17 protein-coding genes and 1 pseudogene are annotated in these 24,630 nt (G+C 72.1%); 5 read left to right on the plus strand and 13 right to left on the minus strand.

The window, feature by feature from the left end:
• Positions 1-6 precede the first annotated feature (6 nt).
• Positions 7-2,157, minus strand: coding sequence for a SpoIIE family protein phosphatase (locus KI385_RS37050; protein WP_238576399.1), 2,151 nt, complete (start codon positions 2,155-2,157; stop codon positions 7-9).
• A gap of 520 nt (positions 2,158-2,677) precedes the next feature.
• Between KI385_RS37050 and KI385_RS37055 the strand changes: the two genes are divergently transcribed.
• Positions 2,678-4,450: a coagulation factor 5/8 type domain-containing protein gene (locus KI385_RS37055; RefSeq protein WP_238576400.1), complete on the plus strand. Its 1,773-nt coding sequence runs from the start codon at positions 2,678-2,680 to the stop codon at positions 4,448-4,450.
• 98 nt (positions 4,451-4,548) lie between these two features.
• Here KI385_RS37055 and KI385_RS37060 read toward each other — a convergent pair whose 3' ends face one another.
• The 4 genes from KI385_RS37060 to KI385_RS37075 all read right to left on the minus strand — a co-directional run bounded on the left by KI385_RS37060 (position 4,549) and on the right by KI385_RS37075 (position 9,024).
• Positions 4,549-5,772, minus strand: a complete 1,224-nt coding sequence (locus tag KI385_RS37060) for a metallophosphoesterase (RefSeq protein WP_238576402.1) — start codon at positions 5,770-5,772, stop codon at positions 4,549-4,551.
• Positions 5,773-5,927: 155 nt separating this feature from the next.
• A complete protein-coding gene (locus KI385_RS37065; protein WP_238576403.1) occupies positions 5,928-6,434 on the minus strand; it encodes a DUF1990 domain-containing protein in 507 nt (168 codons plus the stop codon).
• A 161-nt stretch (positions 6,435-6,595) separates the two neighbouring features.
• Positions 6,596-7,360: a crotonase/enoyl-CoA hydratase family protein gene (locus KI385_RS37070; protein WP_238576404.1), complete on the minus strand. Its 765-nt coding sequence runs from the start codon at positions 7,358-7,360 to the stop codon at positions 6,596-6,598.
• Positions 7,360-9,024 (minus strand): acyl-CoA dehydrogenase family protein, encoded by a 1,665-nt coding sequence (locus KI385_RS37075; protein ID WP_238578013.1) that lies wholly within the window; start codon positions 9,022-9,024, stop codon positions 7,360-7,362. Before KI385_RS37075 ends, KI385_RS37070 begins: the two co-directional genes overlap by 1 nt.
• Positions 9,025-9,139: 115 nt before the next feature.
• Here KI385_RS37075 and KI385_RS37080 point away from each other — a divergent pair, with 115 nt between their 5' ends.
• Positions 9,140-9,895, plus strand: coding sequence for a PaaX family transcriptional regulator C-terminal domain-containing protein (locus tag KI385_RS37080; RefSeq protein ID WP_238576405.1), 756 nt, complete (start codon positions 9,140-9,142; stop codon positions 9,893-9,895).
• A gap of 106 nt (positions 9,896-10,001) precedes the next feature.
• On the opposite strand, the pseudogene KI385_RS37085 reads toward KI385_RS37080, so the two are convergent.
• Positions 10,002-10,966: pseudogene (locus tag KI385_RS37085) on the minus strand (amino acid permease).
• 335 nt (positions 10,967-11,301) lie between these two features.
• Positions 11,302-12,507 (minus strand): lactonase family protein, encoded by a 1,206-nt coding sequence (locus tag KI385_RS37090; RefSeq protein ID WP_238576406.1) that lies wholly within the window; start codon positions 12,505-12,507, stop codon positions 11,302-11,304.
• A gap of 250 nt (positions 12,508-12,757) precedes the next feature.
• Between KI385_RS37090 and KI385_RS37095 the strand changes: the two genes are divergently transcribed.
• On the plus strand, positions 12,758-13,783 hold the full coding sequence (locus KI385_RS37095) for a tetratricopeptide repeat protein (protein ID WP_238576407.1): 1,026 nt from the start codon (positions 12,758-12,760) through the stop codon (positions 13,781-13,783).
• Here the strand turns inward: KI385_RS37095 and KI385_RS37100 are convergent.
• The 3 genes from KI385_RS37100 to KI385_RS37110 all read right to left on the minus strand — a co-directional run bounded on the left by KI385_RS37100 (position 13,740) and on the right by KI385_RS37110 (position 18,789).
• Positions 13,740-15,164, minus strand: a complete 1,425-nt coding sequence (locus KI385_RS37100; RefSeq protein ID WP_238576408.1) for a lipase maturation factor family protein — start codon at positions 15,162-15,164, stop codon at positions 13,740-13,742. The genes KI385_RS37095 and KI385_RS37100 overlap by 44 nt on opposite strands.
• Positions 15,165-15,259: 95 nt before the next feature.
• Complete coding sequence (locus KI385_RS37105; RefSeq protein WP_238576410.1) at positions 15,260-15,409, minus strand: hypothetical protein; 150 nt, start codon at positions 15,407-15,409, stop codon at positions 15,260-15,262.
• A 161-nt stretch (positions 15,410-15,570) separates the two neighbouring features.
• Entirely contained in the window at positions 15,571-18,789 is a 3,219-nt protein-coding gene (locus KI385_RS37110) for an AfsR/SARP family transcriptional regulator (RefSeq protein ID WP_238576411.1), read from the minus strand.
• A 216-nt stretch (positions 18,790-19,005) separates the two neighbouring features.
• On the opposite strand from KI385_RS37110, the gene KI385_RS37115 reads away from it, so the two are divergent.
• Complete coding sequence (locus KI385_RS37115) at positions 19,006-21,159, plus strand: tetratricopeptide repeat protein (protein ID WP_238576412.1); 2,154 nt, start codon at positions 19,006-19,008, stop codon at positions 21,157-21,159.
• Positions 21,160-21,178: 19 nt separating this feature from the next.
• Here KI385_RS37115 and KI385_RS37120 read toward each other — a convergent pair whose 3' ends face one another.
• The gene (locus KI385_RS37120) at positions 21,179-21,889 is read right to left on the minus strand and encodes a hypothetical protein (RefSeq protein WP_238576413.1); all 711 of its coding nucleotides are present in this window, start codon (positions 21,887-21,889) and stop codon (positions 21,179-21,181) included.
• Entirely contained in the window at positions 21,889-23,118 is a 1,230-nt protein-coding gene (locus tag KI385_RS37125; protein WP_342593492.1) for a hypothetical protein, read from the minus strand. Before KI385_RS37125 ends, KI385_RS37120 begins: the two co-directional genes overlap by 1 nt.
• 638 nt (positions 23,119-23,756) lie before the next feature.
• Here KI385_RS37125 and KI385_RS37130 point away from each other — a divergent pair.
• Entirely contained in the window at positions 23,757-23,927 is a 171-nt protein-coding gene (locus tag KI385_RS37130; RefSeq protein ID WP_158713181.1) for a hypothetical protein, read from the plus strand.
• A gap of 54 nt (positions 23,928-23,981) precedes the next feature.
• Here the strand turns inward: KI385_RS37130 and KI385_RS37135 are convergent, their stop codons facing one another.
• A complete protein-coding gene (locus KI385_RS37135) occupies positions 23,982-24,557 on the minus strand; it encodes a TIGR03086 family metal-binding protein (protein ID WP_238576415.1) in 576 nt (191 codons plus the stop codon).
• Positions 24,558-24,630: the final 73 nt, after the last annotated feature.

Genomic DNA, 24,630 nt, shown 5'->3' on the forward strand with positions numbered 1-24,630 from the left:
GGGAGGTCAGTGCCCCGGCGGCTCGCCCGGTGCCTCCGCCACCACGAATTCGCACCACAGCGCCTTGCCCGCGCCGCGTGGCTCGGCGCCCCAGCGGTCCGCCAGCGCCTCGACCAGCATCAGCCCGCGGCCCGAGGTGGCGGTCTCGCCGGGGCTGCGCCGGCGCGGCCACTGGCTGGAGCGGTCCTCGACCTCCAGCCGGATCCGGCGCGGGATGCCGGGCAGCAGTTCCACGCAGACCAGCGCGCCGCTCTCGGTGTGCGTCAGCGCGTTGGCGATCAGCTCGGAGGCAGCGACCTCGATGTTGTGCGTGATGCTGCCCGCCCGCCACTGGTCCAGCGTGCGGCGCAGCGCCGAGCGGACCTCCGCGGCGCCCGACGGGTCGGCCTGATGGACGTGCAGCCGCAGCCGCGGTGTGGTGGCGGCCCCCGGGCCGGGCCGCCGGTGCAGCAGCAGAAGGGCCATGTCGTCCTCGGAGCCGGGGTCCGCCCACAGGTGGTCGGAGAGGTGGTCGGCAAGGGCCTCCAGTTCCGCGGGGCCGGCGCGGACCGCGGCGGACAGTGCGTCGATGCCCTCCGAGATGTCCTGGCCGGGCTGTTCGACCAGGCCGTCGGTGCACAGCAGCAGCGTCGACCCGGGCTCCAGGAACATCTGCGTCTCCGGGAAATGGTCGTGCCCGAAGAGGGTGGCCAGCCCCAGCGGCAGCCCGCCGGAGACCTCGGGCCAGTCGATGTGCCGGGAGCTGTTGCTGATCAGCGGGCCGAGATGGCCGGCCCGTGCGACATGCAGCGCGCCGGACTCCACATCCGCCTGGATGTACGTACAGGTCGCGAAGCGCTCGGTGTCCAGCTCGGCCAGGAAGCGGGAGGCCCGCACCAGTACGGTCTCCGGGGAGTGCCCCTCGCTGGCGTAGGCGCGCAGCGCGATACGCAGCTGGCCCATCACGGCGGCCGCATGGGTGTCATGGCCCTGCACATCGCCGACGACCAGGCCGGTCCGCCCCTGGGGCAGCGCGATCACGTCGTACCAGTCGCCGCCGATGTCCCGCCCCACGCTCGCCGGGTGGTAGCGGACGGTGACCGCACCGCCCTCGATGGGCGGGAGCCGGCGCGGCAGCATCGTCTCCTGCAGCCCCGTCGCGAACTCCCGCTCCTGGTCGAAGAGGGTCGCCCGCTGCACCGACTGCGCGACGACACCGGCCAGCGCCAGCGCCAGGTTCCTGGCCTCCGGCGACTGCACCGCCGGCTCGGAGTTGAACAGCCCCAGCGCCCCGATGACGGTGTCCTGGGCGATCAGCGGCAGGAACGCCGCGCTGCCCGTCGGCAGCACATCGGTGTACGGGCGCAGCCGCGGATAGCGGGCGACCAGCTCACCGCGGGTGCTGAGGAAGAGCGGCCGCCGCAAGCGCGCCACGTCGGCCAGCGGCAGGGTGTCGTCCAGCCGCGAGGTCATCATGTCGTCGGGCACCTCGCCCCCCATCCCGGCGGTGGCGATGACCTCGAACCGGTCGTTCTCGACGAGCCCCAGGACCAGCCCGTCCGCACCGAACCGCCGGGCGCCGCCGGTACCCGTGAGCACCCGGGTCACGTCCTTGACGGAAAGCGCACGGGCCAGCGCGGCGGTGGTCTGCTGCACCATCACGGTCTGCCGCTGCCGCTCCTGCTGGAGCGAGCGGAGCAGCGCGGAGTCCGCCAGCTCACTGGTCGCCTCCCGGACGATGCCGATGATCCGGTACGGCATTCCGTCCGCGTTGTGCAGGATCCGCCCCTGGGAGTGCGTCCACCGCTGGGACCCGTCGCGGCACTGGATCCGGAAGTACGCGCCGTAGGACGAGTGGCCGTCCTGAAGGGCCTGGGAGAGCGCCTCGTCCAGCCGCAGGCCCTCCTCCGGCGGCACCCGCGTGACCAGCGACATCGGCGCACCGTCGTATTCCCCCGGGTGTAGATCGAAGACGTCCATGGCACCCGGGTCCAGGTCCATGCACCCGCCGTCCAGATCCCAGTCGAAGGTGCCCATCCGGTTGAGCGAGAGCCGCTCGCGCAGCCCGATCGGCTCATGGTGCGACACCCCGGACGCGTCCTCCTCGACCCGGCGCCAGTCCTGTTCGGTCCGGGGGTCATATCCCTCGTCGGGCAGGCCGGGCGGCGGTCCGGTCATGGGGCGCCCCGCCTCGTGGACCTGAGGCGCGAACCGTACGGGCTCACCCTTTGAAGGCAGCGGGACATCAGGGCAGCGCCCGGCGACGCCGGGTCGAGCACGCCCCGTGCCCTCGGTCGTGGGCCGTTGACCGGGGCCGATATCCACCGGAACGCGGCCATGCGAACACCTTAGGCGCGGGTCGGGGACCCCGCATTTCCGGTGCGCCGACTGCCCTCCGGGGCTACGGGGTCCGGGTGACGGCACCGCCCGGGCGCTCCGCCGCGGGCGCCCCGCCCACCGGACCCCGGCACGCCTCCCGTTCAGAAGGTGAATCCAAGCCGGAATCCGACCCCCGCCAACTCCCAAGTCGCGCATGACCCTTGACGTGGCACGTTCAAGCCCCGAACCATATGGCCGAGCCGTCGGCCGTGACCACACCGGCCGGAAGTGTCAGCAGAGCCGTGAACCCACCGGCTCAGAGGGCAGACATCCGGCGTGCGCGCCTGCCTGCCCTTGCCACAGGAGGGCACCCCCCACCATGAGATCCCGAAGAGTCCACCGTGCCGGCGGGCACCGCGGAGCGCGGGTACCCCGCCGCGTCACGGTCCTCGCCGTCCTCGTCGCGGCCTGCGCCGCCACCCTCTCGCTCCCGCACGCGGATGCCGCCGCGGCCGACCCCGACCTCGGCCCGAACGTGCGGATCTTCGACCCCTCGACGCCCAAGGACCAGATCCAGAGCGCCGTCAACGACGTCTTCAAGGAACAGGAGAAGAACCAGTTCGGCGCGGCCCGCCGTGCGCTGCTGTTCAAACCGGGCTCGTACGACGTCGACGCCAACATCGGCTTCTACACCCAGATCGCCGGGCTCGGCCGCTCCCCGGACGACACCACCCTCAACGGCGCCGTACACGCGGAGGCCGACTGGTTCGACGGCAACGCGACCCAGAACTTCTGGCGTTCCGCCGAGAACCTCGCCGTCAACCCGGCCGGCGGCGCGGACCGTTGGGCGGTCTCGCAGGCCGCGCCGTACCGCCGGATGCACCTCAAGGGCGATCTTCAGCTGGACGACGGCGGCTGGTCCAGCGGCGGACTGCTGGCCGACACCAAGGTCGACGGCGAGGTCCGCTCCGGCTCCCAGCAGCAGTGGCTGTCCCGCAACACCGAATGGGGCAGCTGGACCGGCGCCAACTGGAACATGGTCTTCGTCGGCGCCGAGAACGCCCCGGCCGGAGACTTCCCCCGGCCGCCCTACACCCGCGTCGACACCACTCCTGTCTCCCGCGAGAAGCCGTTCCTGTACGTCGACGACGCCGGCGCCTACCAGGTGTTCGTACCGGCACTCCGCAAGGACTCCCAGGGCACCAGCTGGTCCTCGGGCAGCCCGCAGGGCAGTTCACTGCCGCTGGACGACTTCTTCGTCGTCAAGCCGGGCGCGACCGCGGCGCAGATCAACACGGCACTGGCCGCCGGCAAGCATCTGCTGGTCACACCCGGTGTCTACCACCTCGACCAGACGCTGCGGATCACCGAACCGGACACCGTGGTGCTGGGCCTGGGCCTCGCCACCCTCATCCCCGACAACGGCATCACGGCCGTCTCGGTGGCCGATGTCGACGGTGTGAAGCTGGCCGGCCTGCTGATCGACGCCGGGACGCAGAGCTCCCCGTCGCTGATGGAGCTCGGCCCGCAGAACTCCTCCGCGGGCCACGCCGACGACCCGACCTCGCTGCACGATGTGTTCTTCCGCGTCGGCGGAGCGGGACCCGGCAAGGCCGCCAAGAGCCTGGTCGTCAACAGCTCGCACGTCATCGGCGACCATCTGTGGATCTGGCGCGCCGACCACGGCGACGGCGTCGGCTGGAACACCAACACCGCGGCCAACGGCCTCACCGTCAACGGCGACGACGTCACCATGTACGGCCTGTTCGTCGAGCACTACCAGCAGCACCAGACGGTCTGGAACGGCGAGCGCGGCCGGACGTACTTCTACCAGAACGAGATGCCCTACGACCCGCCGGACCAGGGCTCCTGGATGAACGGCGGCACCCAGGGCTACGCCGCCTACAAGGTCGGTGACAACGTCAAGAACCACGAGGCGTGGGGGCTCGGCAGCTACTGCTTCTTCAATGTCGACCGCGGTGTCACGGCCGAGCACGCCTTCGAGGTGCCCGACACCCCCGGCGTGCGCTTCCACGACATGGTGACCGTCTCCCTCGGCGGCACCGGGACGATCCGCCATGTCATCAACGGCACGGGCGGCCCCTCGGACGCGAACAGCAATGTCGCGAATCTGGTGAGCTATCCGCAGTGAGTTCCCAGCGGGTCGACAGTGCGGTGAGGTGAAGTGAGATGGAGTGAGGTGAGGTGAGCCGTCCCGGCCGAGCGCCACGGCCGGGACGGCTCCCACCGTCAGGCGTGCGCCCGTGCCGCCGCCGCAACCGGCCGCGTCTGCCGCGTCCGGTGCTGCAAAGTCGCCTTCCGCGTCGCCACATCGACCGTGTACGCATCGATGGTCAGCCGCGCGCCGGAGACCTTCAGCACCATGAACCCGTGGTCGGAGAAGTTCTGCCAGGCCGCCGGGTGACCGAAGTGCGCCTTGCCGTCCTCCGTCTTGGCCGACGCCCCGCACACCACCTGACGGGTGCCGCCCGTACGGGCAGTCGGCTCCAGGATCTGAAGCGTGTGATCGTGACCGGACAGGATCAGATCGGCCCGCCCGCACACCACCTTCTCGTACATGTCCTTGAGGTGGACGCCGCTGGTGTAGTTCCCGATCTCGAAACCGTCGTACGAACCGGCGCTGCCGTGCTTGCCGTTGTTGAGGTACGGGTGGTGGCTCAGTACCACCTTCCAGCGGGCCCGCGAGGCGCGCAGCGCACCGTCCAGCCAGCTCCGCTGCTCGCGCATGTACGGCCCGTCCCACCGGTAGTACGGGTCGAGCTGGGCGACATACGACGACCACGGAATGGTGTCGATCGCGAAGAACTCCACCAGCGGATCGGCGGCCGGCAGCGGCACGCTGTAGTAGCGGCTCGGCATGTACCAGCGCCGGGAGGTCTTCGCGTAGGCGACCTCGCGGTCCCCGCGCGACGGGTCGCCGCCGCTGCCCGGGATCAGCCCCGAGCAGTCGTGGTTGCCCAGCAGCATCAGCCAGGGCACATCGATGCCGCTGTTCGGCTTCTCGAACTTGTCCTGGAATTCCGAGTCGTCGTCGGACTCCGGCCCGTTCTCGTAAATATTGTCGCCGAGACCCACCGCCAGGCCTACGTGCTCGGTCTGGCAGATATCCCGCGCGGCGGCCGCCACCGCATACTGCGCTTCGTCGCCGGTCCCCGCGTCACCGGTGATCAGTACGCTGAACTCGCCCTTGCCATTGGGGTGTTCAGGGAACGGAAAGGCGCCCGGGCTCCCGAGGCGGGGCGCGGCGGCCGCGGGCGTCTGCGCCTGCGACGGCAGCACGGCAAGCGCCGCACCGGCCATCGCGCCGCCCAGCAGCGTCCGCCGGTTCACCCACTGCGGCACGCGCCCCGTCGTCCGCACCGGCGGCCCCCCGGCGGTCGCCTCCGAGCCGGCCCGCAGCCACTCCTGCTCGGTCATATCCGCCTGCGGCGGGATCAGTTCGTCATCACACATGTCTGGATTTCTCTCACGATCGACGGGGATCGTGGTGACGGAATGATGAATCACAGGTGGACGTATGGCGATCAGCGGCCACGCGGCTACTCATTGGTAACTACGTGTTTCCGAGCGGCATCAACGCGTGAGAAAAATGCCCCATGAGCCCTCCGCTAATGGTTCGCGAGGCGGCGCAGGGTGCGGCCCAGGCGGCGGATGTAGAGGCGCTGGAAGACGGGGACCAACGGGCCCGCGCCGCGGGTGAGGAAGCTGGCGGGGCGGCTGAAGGCGGTCACGGTGAACCACACCGAGCCGTCGGCGCGCAGCTCGGCCGCGAACGCTTCCTCGCCGCACTCGGGGTGCCCGTCCCGCGTCCCGTACGCGAAGCCGATGCGGTCCTCTTCGGCCACGGTCCACACCACTCGGCACGGTGCCCGCAGCCGCAGCGGGCCGATGCCCAGCGAGACCTCGACGCCCACACCCGGCGCGGCGCGTGGGGCGTCGGCCCGGATTCCGGTGCCTGCCGCACGATGCATCCGGAAGGTGGTGATCGCCTCGCCCGCCGCGGTCAGCGCCGCGCGGCCGTGGCCGACCGGCAGCTCTTCGTGGAGGTGGTGGTAGCCGGACGGCAGCGGGGAGCGTCGGGTGCCGCCCTGCTCGGGGTAGTTCAGGTCCTGCATGCGGTGGGCTCCTCAAGGGCGGGCGGCGGGGCGGGGAAAGGCGACGGTACGTGGAGAACCGCGCCCGTTCAACGACGCTCCCCACCCCTGCGACGGGCGGTCCGCCGGCTGCGCAAACCCGTTCGCTCGCGGCGCTCCCACCCGATCCGCCGGGTGGGGCCCTACCTCCGTTCCGGCTCCCCGTGCCGCCCCGCCCCCGCGGCGAACCGCGCCGCGCCTTCTGTCGCCTCGGCCAACACCGCCTGCCCGTAACGGAGTTCCTCGGCCATCGCGGACCGCTCGTCCTTGCCCTCCTGGTCCAGGAGAGAGGCCCGGTCACTGCGCAGACAGGCCTGTGGGAAGCGGGCGATCTCCGCGGCCAGCAGCTCCGCCTCCGCGCGCGCCGTCCCGGTGGGCACCACACGGTTGGCCAGTCCGATGTCCAGTGCCTCCGCGGCGGGGACCGGACGCCCCGTCAGCACCAGGTCCATCGCCCGGCTCGCTCCGATCAGCCGGGGCAGCCGCACCGTACCGCCGTCGATCAGCGGTACCCCCCAGCGTCGGCAGAACACCCCGAAGACCGCGTCCTCCTCCGCCACCCGCAGATCGCACCACAGCGCCAGCTCCAGACCGCCGGCCACCGCATGACCGGCGACCGCCGCGATCACCGGTTTGCCGAGCCGCATCCGGGTCGGCCCCATCGGCCCGTCCCCGTCCGGCGCGACGCGGTTGCCGCGCTCGGTGCCCACCGCCTTGAGGTCCGCGCCGGAGCAGAACGTCCCGCCCTCGCCCCACAGCACCGCGACGCGCGCCCCGTCATCGGCCTCGAACTCCCGGAAAGCCGAGGCGAGTTGGTCCGCCGTGGCACCGTCCACGGCATTGCGGGCCGCCGGCCGGGACAGCACCACCGTCGTCACCGGCCCGGCCCGCTCCACCCGTACGGACATCAGGCCGCGCCCCCGCCCGCACCGGGCGTCCGCGGCCGGGCACGCTCCAGCACCGCCGTCAGATCGACGCCGGACGGAAGAGTGCCGAAGGCGTTGCCCCACTCCCCGTCGAGGCGCGAGGCACAGAACGCATCGGCGACGGCCGGGTGGCTGTAGCGCAGCAGCAGCGAACCCTGGAGCACCAATGTCAACCGCTCCGCCAGCGACCGGGCCATCAGCTGTGCCCGCTCCGGATCGGCCAGTGAGCCGAGCATCTTGCGGACCCCGGCCACCGCCGCGTCCAGCCGGCGGTCGGCGCCCGCCGCGGTCTCCACCTCGGCGAGGAACGCGTCCAGCGCGACCGGCTCCTTGCCCAGCGCCCGCAGCACATCGAGCGCCGCGACATTGCCCGAGCCCTCCCAGATGGACAGCAGCGGTGCCTCCCGATACAGCCGGGGCATGCCGGAGTCCTCGACGTACCCGTTGCCGCCCAGGCACTCCAGGGCCTCCGCCGCATGCGTGCTGCCCCGCTTGCACACCCAGTACTTGCCGGCCGCCAGCGCCAGCCGGCGCAGCGCCGCCTCCCCGGCGTCGCCGGCCTGCGAGCGGTCCACCGCCGCCGCCAGCCGCATACCCAGCAGCGTCGCCGCCTCCGACTCGATCGCGAGATCGGCGAGCACCGAGCGCATCAGCGGCTGCCGGTCCAGCTTCCGTCCGAACGCCCGCCGATGAGCGGTGTGGTGCAGCGCCTGCCGCAGCCCCGCCCGCATCCCGGCCGCCGAACCCAGCACACAGTCCAGCCGCGTCATGTTCACCATCTCGACGATGGTCCGCACCCCACGGCCCGGCTCGCCGACCGGCCAGGCCACCGCCTGGTCGTACTCGATCTCCGAGGACGCGTTCGAGCGGTTGCCCAGCTTGTCCTTCAGCCGCATCAGCCGCATCCCGTTGAGCGTGCCGTCCGGCAGCACCCGCGGCAGCAGGAAGCAGCTGAGCCCCTCCTCGGTCTGCGCCAGCGCCAGAAACACATCGCTCATCGGCGCCGAGGTGAACCACTTGTGGCCGGTGATCCGATAGGTGCCGTCGCCGGCCGGCACCGCGCGCGTGGTGTTGGCGCGTACGTCCGAGCCGCCCTGCTTCTCCGTCATCGACATGCCCGCGATCAGGCCCGACTTGGTCAGCGGTGCGCGCAGCCCGAAGTCGTAGCTGCGGGCCGCGAGCAGCGGCTCGTACTGCGCGGCGAGGTCCGGTGCGCTGCGCAGCGCGGGGATGGCGGCATACGTCATCGAGATCGGGCAGCCGTGTCCCGGCTCGGCCTGCGACCAGACATAGAACTTCGCGGCGCGCACCAGATGCGCCCCCGGGCGGTCGTCGGCCCAGGGCGCGGCGTGCAGACCGTGCTCCACGGCGACCGTCATCAGCTGGTGCCAGGCCGGATGGAACTCCACCTCGTCGACGCGGTGCCCGAACCGGTCGTGGGTGTGCAGCCGGGGCGGCTGCTGCTCCGCCCATCGGGCCTGGTCCTGCACCGCCGCCGACCCGGCCAGCGCGCCGAGCTCGGACACCTCCCGCTCGCCCCACTCGGCGCCGTCCCGGCGCAGCGCCTCCAGCAGAGCCGGCTCGTCCGCCGTACTGAACCCGGTCAGCGGCGGGGCCTGATTCACGACTTCATGGGTGACGGTCATACCGTTGACGTTACAGAAGTAGAACATCTGTGGGAAGTATGTAATGTCGAGGACCGTGATGTCGTACGACCGCCGTGCCGGCTCATGGCTAGCGTCGCTAGAATTTCGTGCACATATGAACGACGACACCAGCGACACCGCCGCGCTCGCGCTGCGGCCGCTCACCGCCCGCTCGATCGTGCTGAGCACCCTCCTCGGACACCACCCGCCACGGCTGCCCGCGCGCGCCCTGGTACGGGTCGGTGAGCTGTTCGGTATCGCCGAGGGGACCGTCCGGGTCGCACTGTCCCGCATGGTGGCCGCCGGTGACCTGCGGCAGGCCGCCGGCTCGTACGCACTCACCAGCCGCTTGCTCGCGCGCCAGACGCGTCAGGACGAGAGCCGCTCACCGCGGACCCGGCCCTGGGGCGGGGAGTGGGAGATCGCCGTCGTCGCCACCTCCGAACGCCGGCCGGCCACCGAGCGCACCGCGTTGCGTCAGGCCATGGCCGCGCTGCGGCTGGCCGAACTCCGCGAGGGCAGCTGGCTGCGCCCGGCCAACCTCGACCGGAGCCGCCCGGCCGTCGTCACCGAACAGTGCACCTGGTTCACCGGCACCCCGGACGACGATCCGGCCGCGCTCGCGGGCCGGCTGTGGGACCTGGACGGCTGGGCGGCGCGGGCCCGTGACCTGATGGCCGCACTGCACGGCGCCGACACCCTCGCCGACCGCTTCACGATCGCGGCGGCCGCGCTGCGCCATCTCCTGTCCGACCCGCTGCTGCCCGCCGAGCTGCTGCCACGGGACTGGCCGGGCGGTCAACTCCGCCTGGAATACGCCGCGTTCGAGACCGAACTGCGCGATCTGCTGCGGCAGTACCTCGCCGACTAGGGCCCGTCCGACCCTCACCGAGTTGCGCGATCTGCTCGCCGACCGGCGCCCGTCCGACCCTCACCGAGTTGCGCGATCTGCTCGCCGACCGGCGCCCGTCCGACCCTCACCCGCCGGATACGCCCTGCCGCCTGCCGCCCACCCGGCGCCGCGGTTCGTACCCGGCAGGCACCACCGCCACCGTCAGCAGACTCGGCCAGAACCGCGAGCGGCTGTCCGGCAGGAAGGCCATCGCCCCGATCACCAGCGCCATCAACGCGATGGTCACCCGGCTCAGCCACGGGAACAGCCACATCTTCAGCGTCAGCCGGGCCAACTCGGTGCGCTCCGGCTTCCGCCGCAGCCGCACCCGAGCGACCGCGATCGCCAGATGGACGACCGAGGTTCCGGCGAGCAGCGCCCGGCGCGGCACCCCGCCCCCGCTGACCTTGGTGAAGCCGCGCGGCGCGTCCCCGTTACGGGTGAGGGCGAACAGCATCCGGGAGGAGGTGTACAGCGCGGAGTTCAGGCAGGACAGCACGGCGATCAGCGCGATGGCGTTCATGACCGTGCCCGCCGCGGGCACCGCGAGCCGGTCCAGCACCGCCGCGTACGGACTCACCTCGATCGCCTTCGACGTCCACGGCACCACCGCGACCACCAGGAAGAGCGACAGCACATGGAACGCCACCACCCGCAGCACGATGGAACGGATCGCATCCGCCACCGCCCGCTCCGGCTCGACCGACTCGGCGGCCGCGATGGTCACGATCTCCGCGCCGGTGAAGAACCCGATGTGGGGCACCACGGCGGCCAGCACCGCGCCGGCCCCTTCGGGCGCGAACCCGCCGTGCGCCGTCAGATTGCCCAGCCCGCCGTGGGCGTCCGGCCACAGCCCAGCACATACAGCGCGCCCGGAAAGTGGAACACCACGATCGCCAGGACCTTGATCGAGGAGAACCAGTACGCGAACTCGCCGTAGGAGCGTGCCGAAACCATATTGGTCGCGGTCAGCAGCGTCATCGGGACCAGGCTGATCGCCCACAACGGGGCGCCGGGCAGCCACAGTTGAATGATACGGCCGCCCGCCACCGCACCCCGTCTGCCAGGCAGGACAGCACGGCGGCCGGACCGGTGGACCGTACGGGTACGGCCACACCGCTGCCGACGAACAGCCCGGCGCCGATCACCCCGCCCAGCGCGATCAACTGCATATGGCGGAGCTTGAGCCGCTGCCGCAGACCGCCCTGCGCCGCCGGCGCCCCGGCCTCCGTGATGTCGTCCGGAACCGTTCCCGTGCTCATGGGAGCCGACGCCAACCGGCCAACCATGCGGGGCCGTTGCCGCAGTGTTTCAGCCGGCGGGCCGGGGCTCCGGTGGCCGCGTGCGGCGACGGCACGGCCGGCACCATGTCCCGCACGGCGCACTCACAGCGGGAGCACGCACACCGGGACCGGAGCGGCGAACGGCTCGCCCGCGTTCTTGAGCGCCCCGGTCCGCGCATCGGCCGAGAACACCGTCACCGACCCCGACTTCTGGTTCGCCGCGAACAGCCACCGCTCATCGGGCGAGAACGCGATCTGCCGGGGGAAGTCCCCGCCCACCGGCACGGTGTCCAGCAGGCGCAGCCGTGCCCCGCCGGCCTCCACGGCGTAGCGGGTGAGGCTGTTGTGACCGCGATTGGCGAGATAGGCGAAGCCGCCACCCCTGGTGACCAGGATCTGCGCCGGATAGCTGGTCCCCGGGCCGGTCCCGGTGGACTGTGGTTCGCCGGGTGTCAGCCGCCCGCTCTTGCGGTCATAGCCGCAGACCACGACCGTGTTGTCGACCTCGTTCGCCAGATAGGCGAAGACGCCCGAGGGGTGGAAGGTCAGATGCCGGGGACCGGCGCCGGGCCGCAGTGCGGCATACGACACCTGGGTCAGCTTTCCGGCCGATGTGTCCAGCCGGTAGGTGTAGACGGTGTCATTGCCGAGGTCGACCGCCAGGACGTGCCGGCCGTCCGGGCTGGTGATGATCTGGTGGGCATGCGGTCCGTCCTGGCCGGGGCCGGGCGGCGGGCTGGAGTGGGTGACCAGGTCCGTACGCTCGCCCAGGGCGCCACTCGACCGGTCGATGGGGTGCACGGCCACGCTGCCGGAGAGGTAATGGGCGCTGAGCAGCCAGCGCCCGCCGGGGTGCACCGACAGATGGCAGGGCCCGGCGCCGCCGGTGGAAAGGGTGCCCAGCACCCTGGGCGCGCCGTCCGGCGTCAGCGCGACGGCGGTCACTCCTCCCTGCTCCTGCTCATCGACCGCGTAGAGGGTGCGGCCGGTCGGTGCGAGCGCGAGATAGGACGGATCGGCGACTCCGGTCACGACACCGGTGGCGGTGATCCGCCCGGTCCCGGTGTCGTACGTGCCGAGCCCGATGCCGGTCCCGCCGCCCGCGGTCGAGGTGTACGTGCCCAGGAACAGCGGCCGGGCGCCGCGTGGGCGGTGTGCCGGAGGGTGTCCGGCCTGCGCGGGCGCCGGATCCCGCGCTGTCGGTAGCGCCGCACCGGCGGCCGCGGTCAGCCCCGCCACGGCGGTCCCGATGAACCGCCGACGGCCGATCCCGGTCCCGGACCGCGTTCCCGTACGCGCTGGTGTCATGCCAGCAGCGTGGCCCGTCACGCCCACACCGGCAAGAGCTGCAACTCAAATTGCATGGTGTGCAACGCCATGTCGGTGCCCGTCCCGGCCGGGTAACCCTGACGTACCCCTACATCCCCGTGATGACCATGACCCCCTGTCGTAGCACTCGAGTCGTACGGCACAACACATACACGGACTGATTCGCCGCACCCCGCCCCGCTCGTAGTTTTTGATCAAGGCACGGAGATGATCGAGAGGCCACGGATATATGTACGGCAAGGCATTCGCCCCGGAATACCAGGGCGAGTTGGGCTCGGCACTGGGCGTGAACTCCTCGTACGAGGAGGTGCTGGCGACGGCGACCCGCGCGCACGCCGAGGCGGGAACGGCGCTGGAGCGGGCACGGGCCGCGCTCGCGGTCGCCGAGGCCAACCGGCGGCTCGGCCGGGTGGCGGAGGCCGGCGCCGCCTGGCGGGAGAGCTACCGCAGCGCCCGCGCCGCCGGTGACCCGGCCGCCATGGCCTGGGCGCTGTGGAGCGGCGGCACCCTGGCCCGCCAGTGCGGGACGCTGCCGTTCGCCCGCCGGCTGCTCACCCACGCCGTCACGATGGCCGCCGACAGCGGCGACCGCCTCGCCCATGGCTACTCGCTCGCCGGCCTCGCCGAGACCGGCCGTATCCAGGGCGACTACGCCGCGGTCGCCGAACTCCACGAGCAGCTGCTCGAACAGGGCCGGGCGCACGGCGAGGCCCGGCACATGGTCTGGGCGATGTCCGGCATAGCCCAGATGCACCGCAACACCGGCGGCTACGACAAGGCCCTGGAGCTGTTCGAGGAGTCCGCCCGCATCGCGGCCGAGGCCGATGACGCCCGCGGGCGCGCCTGGTCGCTGCGCGGGGTGGCCGATGTCCTGTCCGTACAGGGGGAGACGGACCGCGCGCTGGCGCTGCTGTCCGAGGCGGAGACCATCTGCCGCACCATGGACCTGGCCAGCGCGCTCGCCTACAACCACAAGATGCGCGCCAACGTCCTCTACCGGGCGGGCCGTTACGAGTCCGCGCGCGACACCTACACCCTCTCGCTCCAGGAATTCTCCGAGATGCAGGAGCCGCGCGGTGTGGCGCTCTCCCGCCTCGGCCTGGCCAAGTCCCGTGCCCGTCTCGGCCGCGACGTGGGCCGGACGATGGCCGAACTCGCCTCGCTGGAGCGTGACTTCACCCGCATCGGACTGCGGCACGCACGCGATATGGTCATCGCCTTCCGTGCAGAGCTGACCGCGCGACCGGCGGCATGAACTCCCATTCCTCGGTGCGATGCCACCACGCTCCGGTCTCCCGCAGTTCCCGCCAGGTCGTGAAGCGGTAGCGGAAGACCCGGGCCCTGATCCGGGCCGGCGGCAGATCGGGGAACGGATTGCCGCGCAGCAGTCGCAGGGTGTCCCGGTCGTTCTCCAGCAGCCGCGTCACGAACGGCACGAACCACGCCCGTGCATAGCCGGGCGACAGCGCCGCGAACCACATCAGCCAGTCCAGCCGCAGGTGATACGGCGCGAACTGCCGTGGGAGCCGCCGCACATCGCCCGGCTTGCCGTGGAACTCGTACGCGAGCCAGGTCGTGTCGGGGCCGGTCACCGCGTCCGCCGTGCCCTCCACCACGATCTCCCGGCGCACCCGCGTGATGGTGCCGAACGCGCCGTACGAGTTGACCAGGTGCAGCGACTCGTAGGACGTATTCATCATCTGCTGCCGGGTCAGAAGGTTGCGCGCCGGCCGATAGCTGAGCACGAGGACACCGGCGGCCGCCGCGAGGACCAGGACCTCGAACCACACGGGGGGTGCGGGGAGGGGGGAGGACGGCTGACCCCACAGCGGGGCGGCGGCAGACATGGCGGGCGCGATGGTCAGCCAGTTCAGCCAGGCGAAGTTGCCGGACAGCACCAGCCACAACTGGGTGACGACCATCACGAGGGCGGCCCACCCGGCGATCGGCTGCGGGGTGAACAGCAGGACGGGGACGACGAGTTGAGCACCGTGGTTGGCGGCCACCTCGACCCGGTGCAGCGGCTTGGGCAGATGGTGGAAGAACCAGCTGAGCGGGCCCGGCATCGGCTGGGTCTCATGGTGGTAGTACAGACAGGTCAGATCCCGCCAGCAGGTGTCGCCGCGCATCTTGATCAGTCCGGCCCCGAATTCCACCCGGAACAGCAGCCAGCGCAGCAGCCACATCACCACCACCGGGGGAGCCGTCTCGGCATTGCCGAGGAACACCGCAAGCGCCCCCGCCTCCAGCAGCAGCGACTCCCAGCCGAAGCTGTACCAGGTCTGCCCGACGTTCACGACGGACAGATACATCGCCCACAGGACGGCCCACATCACCATCGCCGCCCACAGCGGCACGGCATCCGCGGCCCCCGCCGCCACGGCCGCCGCCAGCAGCGCCCCGCCCCAGGACCAGATCGCGAAGAAGCGGTCCGAGTAGTGCCACTGGAACACCGACGGCGCCGCGCCGAACGGCACCCGTGCCACGAACGCGGGCACCGGCAGCATGCCGCGCGCCCCGATGAGCGCCCGGAACTGCCGTACCGCCGCAAGGAAGGCGACCAGATAGAGAACGGCCAGCATCCGCTGGAAGACGAGCCGTCCGAGCCAGTAACCGGAATCCGAGAACCATGCCACCCGCCCATGGGTAGCACTGCGGCCGCGCGCCCTGGTGCACGGCGCGCGGCCTTGAGGCTGATCAGCTGCGGCCGGCGGTGCGCCGGCCGGGCGGGTCAGTACGGTAGGCAGGAGTCGAGCGCGCTGGCCTCCACCGTCCGTTCGGATTGTGCGGTGTGGGCATGGGCGGGGGCCGCGGAGAGCAGCATGGCGGTGACGGCGAGGGCGGCCAGCAGTGACGCCAGCGGGCCGGCTTGGTTGAGCACGTAAGGTCCTTCGGAGCGCAAGTAACGGCTGTGTTCGGTAGCCGCGGCGTGGGGAAAGACCACACATGTCTGATGATCTTGCCGCGGTGGCCGAATCTAGTCGCTGTCGCCTGCGCCAGGCCCTTCCGAATCGATCTTCGTCGGATTTTCGTTAAATCCTACTAAGCGCCCTTATGGAGCCGTTCGGGCTTGATCGATGCGTGATCAAGATCTTCCTCTTCTGTTTGCTCGGTGGCAAGTTGAGAATCCAGAGAGCGCTGCACCGCGGCCGCTTCCTGTCGGAGTGCGACCGCTTCCTGGTCGTTGCCCTCCGCCTCCCGGAGCTTCGCCAATGCCTCCAACGACCTGGTGACATCGTCGGGTGCCTGAATCCGCCGGGCCAGTGCGAGCGATCCCTCAAGATGCCGCGCGGCATGCCCGATCCGGCCGGTGCGCAGCTCGGCGAGCCCCAGTTCGCGCAGCGCCCGTGCCTCCTCACAGGCCGCGCCGATCCGGCGGGCGAGCGCAACAGCCGCCCTGTGGTGTGCCAGCGCCTCGTCGTCCCGGCCGGCCATCTGCAGCGTCCGGCCGAGGGTGTTCATCGCGATCGCCTCGTTGCGTCGGTCCCCGATGTCGCGCAGCGCCACCAGGGCTTCACGGTGCAGGGTGAGCGCCTCGTCCAGCTCGCCCGCCGTGGTCAGTACCCCGGCCAGATTCATCCGGACAGCTGCCTGTTCCGCGCGGTCACTCATGGACCGGGCCAGGGTGAGCGCCTGCCGGTATGCCTGGCCGGCCCGGTCGGGGGCGCCGCTCGCCAGATGCAGTTCGCCCAGGTTGTTGAGCGTGAGGTACTGCCCGCGCCGGTCGTCCACCGCGCGGAACCGCTCCAGGGCGTCCTGGAAGCTGCCGAACGCCTCGGCATGGCTGCCGAGGTGCAGCAGGATGATCCCCAAGGTGTTCAGGCTGCGGGCCTGTTGGCGTCGGTCCGCGGTGCGCATCCGCAGGGAGAGGGCCTGCTGCTGGAGCGGCAGCGCCTCCAGATTGCGGGCGGTGTACCACAGCAGCACCGCTTGCTGGTGCAACGCCTCGGCCTCCGCCTCGGGGTCCAGCGCCCGCCGCGCCAGGTCGAGCGCGCGATGGGCGGCGCGCAGCGCCCGGTCGTAGCCGCCGCCGCGCGCCAGCACCGTGGTCAGATCGAGCAGCGCCCGTGCCTCGGCGCCGGCGTCCTCCTCCGCCCGCCAGTGCGCGACCGCCGCCTCGTGCAGCTCCCGGACCAGGTCCCAGTGCCCCTCGGCCACCAGATACTCGCCCAGGACATGCGCGAGCAGGGCGGTACGCAGGGTGTCGCCCTGTACGCGGGCGTACTCCACCACGGCCAGCAGATTGGGCTTCTCGGTGAGCAGCCACTCCTGCGGACCGGCCGGATCGAGCCACTGCGGCAACTCGGCGGGCTGCGCGGCGGCCGGGAGCCCGATCCGGGCCCGGTGGGGATAGAGCATCCGGTCGGCCCGGTCCGCGGTGTGCAGATAGAAGTCGGTCAGCCGCTGGACCGCCCGCCGGTCGTGGTCGGCGTCCGGCACGTCCGAGGACAGCTCGTTGGCGTAGACCCGCAGCAGATCGTGCAGCCGGAAGCGGTGCGGGGAAGGCTCCATCACCATGTGCAGATTGAGCAGCTCCTCCAGGGTGCGCTCGGTGCCGTCGACCGGGCGGTCGATCAGCGCCGCCGCGGCGTGCACGCCGAACTCCGAGCCGATGTGCCGACCCAGCAGGCGAAAGGCGTGTTGCTGCGGGGCCGTCAGACCGCGGTAGGAGAAGTCGAAGGTGCGGGTGATGTCGCCGGAGGCGTCCCGGATCTCGCCCAGCCGGCCCCGCTCGCGCACCAGCCGGTCCCTGAGGTCGGCCGTGGACCACGTGGTACGTGTCTTGAGCCGGCTGGTCACCATGTCGAGGGCGAGCGGCAAATGGCCGCAGAACCGCACGATTTCCGCCGCCGACTCATCGTTCACCAGGCGCTCGTCGCCCAGCCGGCTGCGCAGCAGGGCGACCGCGTCGTCCGGGGTGAGCGCGCCCAGCGAGATCGGGCGGACATCCGGCAGGCCGGTCAGCCGGCTGCGGCTGGTGATGATGACCAGGGACGGGGAGCTCCCGGCGGGCAGCAGCGGCCGGACCTGATCCGGCCCGGTGGCGTCGTCGAGGATGATGACGGCCCGCCGGTCGGACAGCAACGCCCGCCACTGGGCGACGAGTTCCTCCAGTTCGTGCGGGATCCGCGCGGAGGGCATCCCGAAGCGCCGCAGCAGGATGCCGAGCGCCGCCGCCGGTTCCAAAGGAGCCTCGAACGGCGCGTGGGCACGCAGGTCCAGGTGCACCCGGCCGCCCGGGAAACGGTGGCGCAGCAGATGAGCGGCGTGCACGGCGAGCGAGGTCTTTCCGACGCCGCCCATCCCGTCGATGGCCTCCAGAGCGACGACCGGGTGCCGGGCCGAGGCGCCGGAGTCCGGCGCATCGGTCAGGGCGGCGGTCAGCCGGCGCAGCTCGTTCCGCCGGCCCACCCAGGGGACGTCCCGGGGGAGGTTGTCGGGCACCGGAAGACCGGTGGTGGGCGCGGGGCCCGACGTGACGGGTGCGGCGGGTGCGGGCGTCAGCAGTTCGGCCGCCGGGACGCCGCTCAGAATGCCCCGCTGGATGCGGCGCAGGGCCGAGCCGGGGTCGGCGCCGAAGCCGCGGCGCAACCGGGCACCGGTCTTGTGCAGCACCTCGGTGGCCTCCGCGATCCGGCCGCAGCCGTAGAGCGCCAGCGCGAGCTGGGCGGTCAGCGCCTCGTCGGCGGGATGCCGTTCGAGCAGCGTCGTCAGGTCGGGGACGACCTCGGCGAAGTGCCCCAGCCGCAGTTCGATGCCGGAGCGGGTGAGCGTGGCCGCCAGTTGACGGGCGGCGACGGTGGTGCGGACCTGCTCGGCCCAGGAACCGGACAACCCGGCCAGCGGCTCGCCGCGGTAGAGCGCCGCAGCCCGGTCGAGGAGGCCCAGGGCGCCCGGGGTGTCGCCGCTGTCGCTGAGTACCCGGGCGCGGGCGACGAGATTCAGATAGCGGCGCAGATCGACGGTCTCCGGGTCCGCCTCCAGGGTGTACGTCCGCGCCCGGAGGGCCAGCGGCGGTGCCTCCGCCCCGCCGATCTCCGCGAGGGCCCGACGGACGCGGGAGACATAGGTATAGAGGTTGGGGCGGGCGCGCCGGGGCGGGGAGTCGTCCCAGAGGCGGTGCGCCAGGGTCTCGATACTCACCGGCCGGCCGACGTCGTGTGCGAGCGCGGCCAGGACGATGCGTTCCTTGCCGGAGCGGAGCCCGCTGCCGCGCGCACCGGACCGCAACTCGACCGTACCCAGTAATCGGAATTCCACCAGCGCCCCTCCCGCCGGTACCACCCCGCACTCTGAGGAGCATGACACAGTGTCAGGCTCTGGGACAGACGGCGATTTTGCGCCGCGTGGAGCGCCCGATAGGGGCCGCGCCCGGCCGATGCGGCATACCGGCGATGTGAAGAGCAGCCCTCGTTGGGTAGATCTCGGGCCAAGGGTTATGGATATGCCAAACGGCTGAGCCAGCGGGGGAGCGGCATGAGCGGACCGGGCGAGCACACCGACGGGGCGTGGAGCGGACGCAACGAGATCGGCGGGTCGGCACAGATCTGGGGTGCCAGCGTGCAGGCGGCCGAGATCCGCGGCGGCGTCCACGTTCATCAAGCGCCGCAGGCCCGGCCGCCCGTACCACGCCAACTCCTCTCGGTCCCGGCCCACTTCACCGACCGCGATGCCGATATCGCGGCCCTGGAGGAATTACGCGACGCCCGCCGGACGTCCGTACCCCAGCTGGTGGTGGTGAGCGGGCCGGCGGGCGTCGGCAAGACCGCGCTGGTCTCCCACTGGCTGCGCGGAATCGCCGAGGAGTATCCGGACGGACAGCTCTACGCCGACCTCGGCGCCCAGGGCCCGGACCGCCCGCTGCGGCCCGGTGAGGTGCTCGATGCCTTCCTCCGGGCGCTCGGCGTGGGCCTCGTACCGGTCCAACTCGCCGAACAGGCCGCCCTGTGGCGTTCGGTGAGCGCCGGCCTCCGGATCGCCGTGATGATCGACAACGCGCTGAGCGCCGCCCAGGTCCGGCCTCTCCTCAACGGCGCGCCGGGCAGCCTGTTCGTCGTGAGCAGCCGCCGTCGGCTGACCGGACTGATCACCGACGGCGCCGGATTCCACCAGGTCGACGCGCTCGACCCGGCCGCGGCCCTGGAACTGCTGGCCCGCGGCGGGGGCGGCAGCCGGGTCGAGCAGGACCCTGAAGCGGCCCGCCAAGTCGTCTCGCAGTGCGCGTTTCTGCCGCTCGCCGTCTGCCTGGCCGCCGCCCGGCTGGCCGCCCGCCCCCGGCAGCCGGTCGCGGCGATGGCCGCGGCGCTCGCCCGGGGGCGCGGCCCCCTCGAACTCCTGCGGGTGGAAGGGGAATCGGCCGTGCACACCGCACTCGACGAGTCCTACGCACTGCTGCCGCCGGACGCCGCCCGCGCCTACCGTCTGCTGGGCCTGCTGCCCCTCACCCACTACGATCCGCAGCTGACCGCCGCGGTGTGCGCGGTGAGCCTGGACGAGGCGGAACGGCTGCTCGACGTCCTCATGGACGGCAACCTCCTCCAGGACGTCGGCCCGGACACCTACCGCTTCCACGACCTGGTACGACTGCATGCCGCCGGGCGTGCCAAGGAAGAACCCGCACCGGCGCGGCGCGCGGCCCTGCGCCACTTCCTCGACTGGTGCCTGGCCACCACCACCGCCGCCGAAGCGCTGCTCACCCCCAGCCACCGCAGGCTCGACCGCGACTACGACGGCCGCACCGTGCAGCCGACCCCGCTGCCGGACCAGGAGACGGCGCTCGCCTGGCTGGACGTCCGCCGGCTCGACCTCATGGCCGCCGTACGGCTGAGCGCCGGCAGCGGCCACGACGACGCCACCGCCTGGCAGCTGGTCGACGCCATGTGGCCACTGTTCCTGCGGCTGCGCCCGTACGACCTGTGGGTCGAGGCGCACGGCCTCGGACTCGATGCCGCCCGCCGGCACGGCGACCGCAAGGGCGAGGGACGGATGCTGACCTCCGGCGGCAACGGCCTGTGCCACACCGGGCGGTACGGGGAAGCCGTGGAATGGTTCGACCAGGCGCTCCGGCTCGCCGAGGAAGACGGCGACGTACGCCAACAGGCCCAGGCGCTCGACGGACTGGGCAAGGCGCACCGCGGCGCGGGCGATCTGGCGCGTGCCGAGGAGTACCACCAGCAGGCCCTCGACCGCCGCGAGTCCATCGGCCACACCCGAGGCGCCGCCCTCTCCCGTTACGCACTGGGCGAACTCGCCCTGGAACGCGGCGCCTGGCACACCGCGGCCGGCCTGCTCGCCCACGCACACACCACGCTCCGGGCCGAGAGCGACCCCTATGACGCGGCCCGGGCCCTCGCCCATCTGGGCCGGGCCACCGCCTGCGCCGGCGACCCGGCGGCCGGATCCCGTCAACTCGCCGCCGCACTGGAGGAGTTCCAGCGGCTGGGCTCCGTGCACTGGGAAGCACGCACCTGGGAACTGCTCGGCCAGTGCGCCGAGGACGGCGGAGAGCCGGCGTCGGCGCGACGGTCCTACGAGCGGGCCCGTGCGCTGTACGAACCGCTCAGCCCGTCCGACACCCACCGGTTGACGGGCCGGCTCCGACACATGGATGCCGGAGCCGGCCCGGGGTGAGCCGGCGGTACGGCCCGCCTCACCCCCCTCGCGCCGCGCCGCGCCCCCCGCCCGGCCTCGTACGGCCGTGCCGGAGGTGTACGGACAGCGGCGGGGCGCTGGTCGCGGTGTCCGGTGCGCCGAGCACGACGCTGCGCAGCGCCCCCAGCGGCCGGCCGGCCACCAGCCAGCCGTGCACGAAGGACGCGAACGCGGTCCGCCGGCGCGCGCACATGCGACGCCCGCCGCCCGGGATCGCCAACAGCGTCTGCCCGTCACGCACACCGAGCACACAGCCGCCCGCGCTGTGCGGAACCGCCGCGATCAGCGCGCCGGGGTGCCGGTCGAGCAGCGGGCCGACGCCGTGCGGTGTACCCGCGTCCGCGCAGCCGGCGGCCCCGCCGATGAGGACATCGGCACACTCGGCCCACCAGGGCGTACCGGAGGTTTCACCGCCGACGCACAGATGGGTGTCCGCCGCCGCCCCCGACGGATCCATGGTCTCCGCCGAGTGCGGCAGACCGTCCACGAGGGGTGGCGTCATCCGCACCGCGGCGAGGCAGGAGGCGCCCGGCGTGACGGCGCCGACCGTCAGTCCCCAGCCGGCCGGATCCGGGTCGCCGTGCGGCATCGCCTCCCGTGCCGGCGTACCGGGCACACCCACCAGCGCCACCGTGGCCAGCAGCACGACGGGCGGGGACCCGTCCGCACATGGAGCGGCCGCCGCCCGCGCCGCCGTCGACCGCGTCATCACGCCGCCTCCGATCCCGGCAGACCCGCCCAGCGCTCGAGCGGCGGTGGACTGGGCAGGGCGGCCGTCACCGGTGCGTACGCGGGCCGGCCGAGGCCCAGGATCCCGTAGAGCAAGGAGCGCATATTGGTGTTGAAGCGGCCCGGCTCCGAGGAGAGCATCGCCGCGATACGCGCGTAATCGGCACGCCGGTACTCGGCGGCCGCGTACCGCAGTTGCTCCCGCAGCGGCCGGGCCGCGGTCAGTGCCGGAGCGGTGCGCGCCAGCGCCGCGGCGGGGGAGTCCGGGTGCACCTCGTGGTCGGGGAAGCGGGCGAGCAGCACGGGCGCCGAGGTGAGCGTTCCGTACGAGGTGACCGACCCGTGGTCGCCGATGATCCAGTCGGCCGCGACCAGGATGCTGCGCCAGTCCGCCTCCGGGGGGATCGGCACCGGTCCACGCCCCCGGAAACCCGTGAGCCAGGCCCGGATCTGCCGACTGCCGTGCCCGGCCCAGATGTTGGGATGCACCAGCACCGCGGTGCGGAACCGGTCCGCGGGCAGCTCGGTGGCCAGCCGCGGCAGCAGCGTCTCGAAGCTGCCGAACGCCGAGGACCGACCCCAGGTCGAGGCGACCACCACCAACTTCTGGCGTTCGCCCAGGCCCAGGGCCTGCCGGTAGCGACGGCGCAGCCGCAGGCTCGCGGCGATCCGGTCGTGACACGGATCGCCGACCACCCGGGCGACGGGCAGCGCCTCCGGGCAGTTACGGGCCAGCTCCGCGAGATCCCGCTCGTGGGAGAGCGCCACCGCCGCCGGCACCACCCGCCCCTCGTGCAGCAGATACTCGCGGCTGAGCATGGCCGGCGGCCGGAGCGCCGCCTGCGCGTCCGCCGTCCGCCCCTCGCCCGTGCCGGCCTCGTGCCGTCCGGTCGCCTTCCCGTCCGCCGCCGCGCCTTCCCGGGCGGAGCGCAGCACCTTGATCTGGCCGGCGCCGTGCGACAGCCGCACCAGCCGGGCCCGGATCCGCTCGGTGCCCCGGGACCCGGCCGCCAGCGCCAGATCGAATTCACGGCGGACGGCCCGGCGCCACGGGATCACCGGAATGCCCAGCGCGGCCAGCGCCTCATGCACCCCCTCGCCGAACTGGTGCGGCGGGACCGTGCACACCACCTGGAGCCGTGGGTCCTGTTCCAACAGTGAGAACACCGCGCGCAGCCGCTGCAGATAGGTCACCGAATGGGCAACCACCAGTACCTGTTTGCAGCCCGGTACGGTCAGCCACCGGCTGTCCCCGATGTCCCCGACCGACGCTCGCTCTGAATGCCTGCGGAAAGCAGACATGTCACCCCCCATGAGTCCGAACGGAAGTTCCGAGACCCAGGGGGTGCCCGCACGACGGGACGGAATGGTTGCCGGTACCTCGACAAAACCTTGCCGGCCCAGGTCGCGGGCCATCGTGCCGAGACGGCCGGCCATAAGCGGAGGCGGCAGGATCCGGTGTCATCCGTGAGCCACGCGGCCCGCGCGTGTAGCGGCAGGAGGGCGAGAACCATCCCGCTTCGCGGTCACTCTCCAGCGTACGGATCATGGCAGATGCAGCAACTTGAGGGCCATTGGAGTGAGTGATGTGCATCACAGGATGTGCCCCCTTCCCCCGCGGCTCTTGGGGAGAGGGAATTCCCGCCCTCCCGTGACATGCCTATACCGACGGAAATCGTTGAGCGCGCCGCGCGCGGCGTCGTTACTCTGAAGGGCGACGGACGACCTTTCTGGGAGACGCCAACACCATTGGCCCGTCGCGGGAACGCCACAAACCTTGGCCGACTTCCCGCTTTGTGAACAAGGCGCCACCGCGTCGGACCAATACCTCGATGAAGGAGTGCGTGGTGGCTTTGCACAAGGCTCAACACAAACAGCCCCGTCTGAAGCAGGGCGAGCGGCCAGGTCGTATCAAGGAAGTCCGCAACCTCGAAGCCTGGGACCGCTGCGCCCCGGTCCGTCTGGCCGGCTGCGACGACGACCCCGCCGAGCCGAACATCTTCCGCGGCATCGACTGATCGACCGACCGCTCGGGCGTCGGCCCTGACCCTTGAGGTGACCACCCTCCAGAGTCAGGGCCGACGTCCGAGCAGGCACAGCAGCCGGGTGAGAGCGTCGGCGTCCGCCGGGGGTTCCACCGCCGGGGCGAACAGCCCGGTGGCGCCGAGCCCCGCGGCATACGGCTCCACCTCACGCAGCGCCGCCTCGGCCAGATGGCCCGGCAGCCGCTCATCGGCGCTGATCGCGCGGGACAGATCCCAGGCGTGCACCACCGCGTCGGCCATCATCTGCGTGCAGTACGCGTCGGCCGGACTCGAGCCGTACGACAGCTGGACCGTGCGGCTCAGCGCACCGCGCTCCGAGAACGCCGCCACGGCGGCCACCGCCGCTCGGTCCCAGACCGCGGCCGGATCCTCCCCGAGCACATCCCCGTCGTAGTCCGAACCCACCTCCGCGAGCGTGGCGCCGTCCCGCACCAGGCGGGGCACCCACAGCTGCTCGGCGGTGAGGTGGTTGACCAGATCGCGCACCGACCATTCCGTGCACGGCGTGAGGTCGTCCCACTGGTCGTCGCGGACGGCGTGCACCCGCGTCCCGAAGAGCGCGATGGCCTCGCCATGGGTCCGCAGGATCTCGTCGTTGCTCATGCTCCCCGAGAATAGGAGCGGGCGCCGACAACCGCCCCCGCGCCGACTCGAACGGCCCAACCGGGGGCGGCGG

The sequence above is a fragment of the Streptomyces inhibens genome (assembly GCF_022221585.1).
Classification (GTDB): Bacteria; Actinomycetota; Actinomycetes; order Streptomycetales; family Streptomycetaceae; genus Streptomyces; species Streptomyces inhibens.

Excerpts from the sequence above, each read along its gene's own strand:
- KI385_RS37060 (WP_238576402.1), bottom strand. The coding sequence starts at position 5,772 with ATGTGTGATGACGAACTGATCCCGCCGCAGGCGGATATGACCGAGCAG.
- KI385_RS37070 (WP_238576404.1), bottom strand. The coding sequence starts at position 7,360 with ATGTCCGTACGGGTGGAGCGGGCCGGGCCGGTGACGACGGTGGTGCTG.
- KI385_RS37115 (WP_238576412.1), top strand. The coding sequence starts at position 19,006 with ATGAGCGGACCGGGCGAGCACACCGACGGGGCGTGGAGCGGACGCAAC.
- KI385_RS37135 (WP_238576415.1), bottom strand. The coding sequence starts at position 24,557 with ATGAGCAACGACGAGATCCTGCGGACCCATGGCGAGGCCATCGCGCTC.
- KI385_RS37080 (WP_238576405.1), top strand. The coding sequence starts at position 9,140 with ATGAACGACGACACCAGCGACACCGCCGCGCTCGCGCTGCGGCCGCTC.
- KI385_RS37065 (WP_238576403.1), bottom strand. The coding sequence starts at position 6,434 with ATGCAGGACCTGAACTACCCCGAGCAGGGCGGCACCCGACGCTCCCCG.
- KI385_RS37095 (WP_238576407.1), top strand. The coding sequence starts at position 12,758 with ATGTACGGCAAGGCATTCGCCCCGGAATACCAGGGCGAGTTGGGCTCG.
- KI385_RS37075 (WP_238578013.1), bottom strand. The coding sequence starts at position 9,024 with ATGACCGTCACCCATGAAGTCGTGAATCAGGCCCCGCCGCTGACCGGG.
- KI385_RS37120 (WP_238576413.1), bottom strand. The coding sequence starts at position 21,889 with ATGACGCGGTCGACGGCGGCGCGGGCGGCGGCCGCTCCATGTGCGGAC.
- KI385_RS37050 (WP_238576399.1), bottom strand. The coding sequence starts at position 2,157 with ATGACCGGACCGCCGCCCGGCCTGCCCGACGAGGGATATGACCCCCGG.
- KI385_RS37055 (WP_238576400.1), top strand. The coding sequence starts at position 2,678 with ATGAGATCCCGAAGAGTCCACCGTGCCGGCGGGCACCGCGGAGCGCGG.
- KI385_RS37090 (WP_238576406.1), bottom strand. The coding sequence starts at position 12,507 with ATGACACCAGCGCGTACGGGAACGCGGTCCGGGACCGGGATCGGCCGT.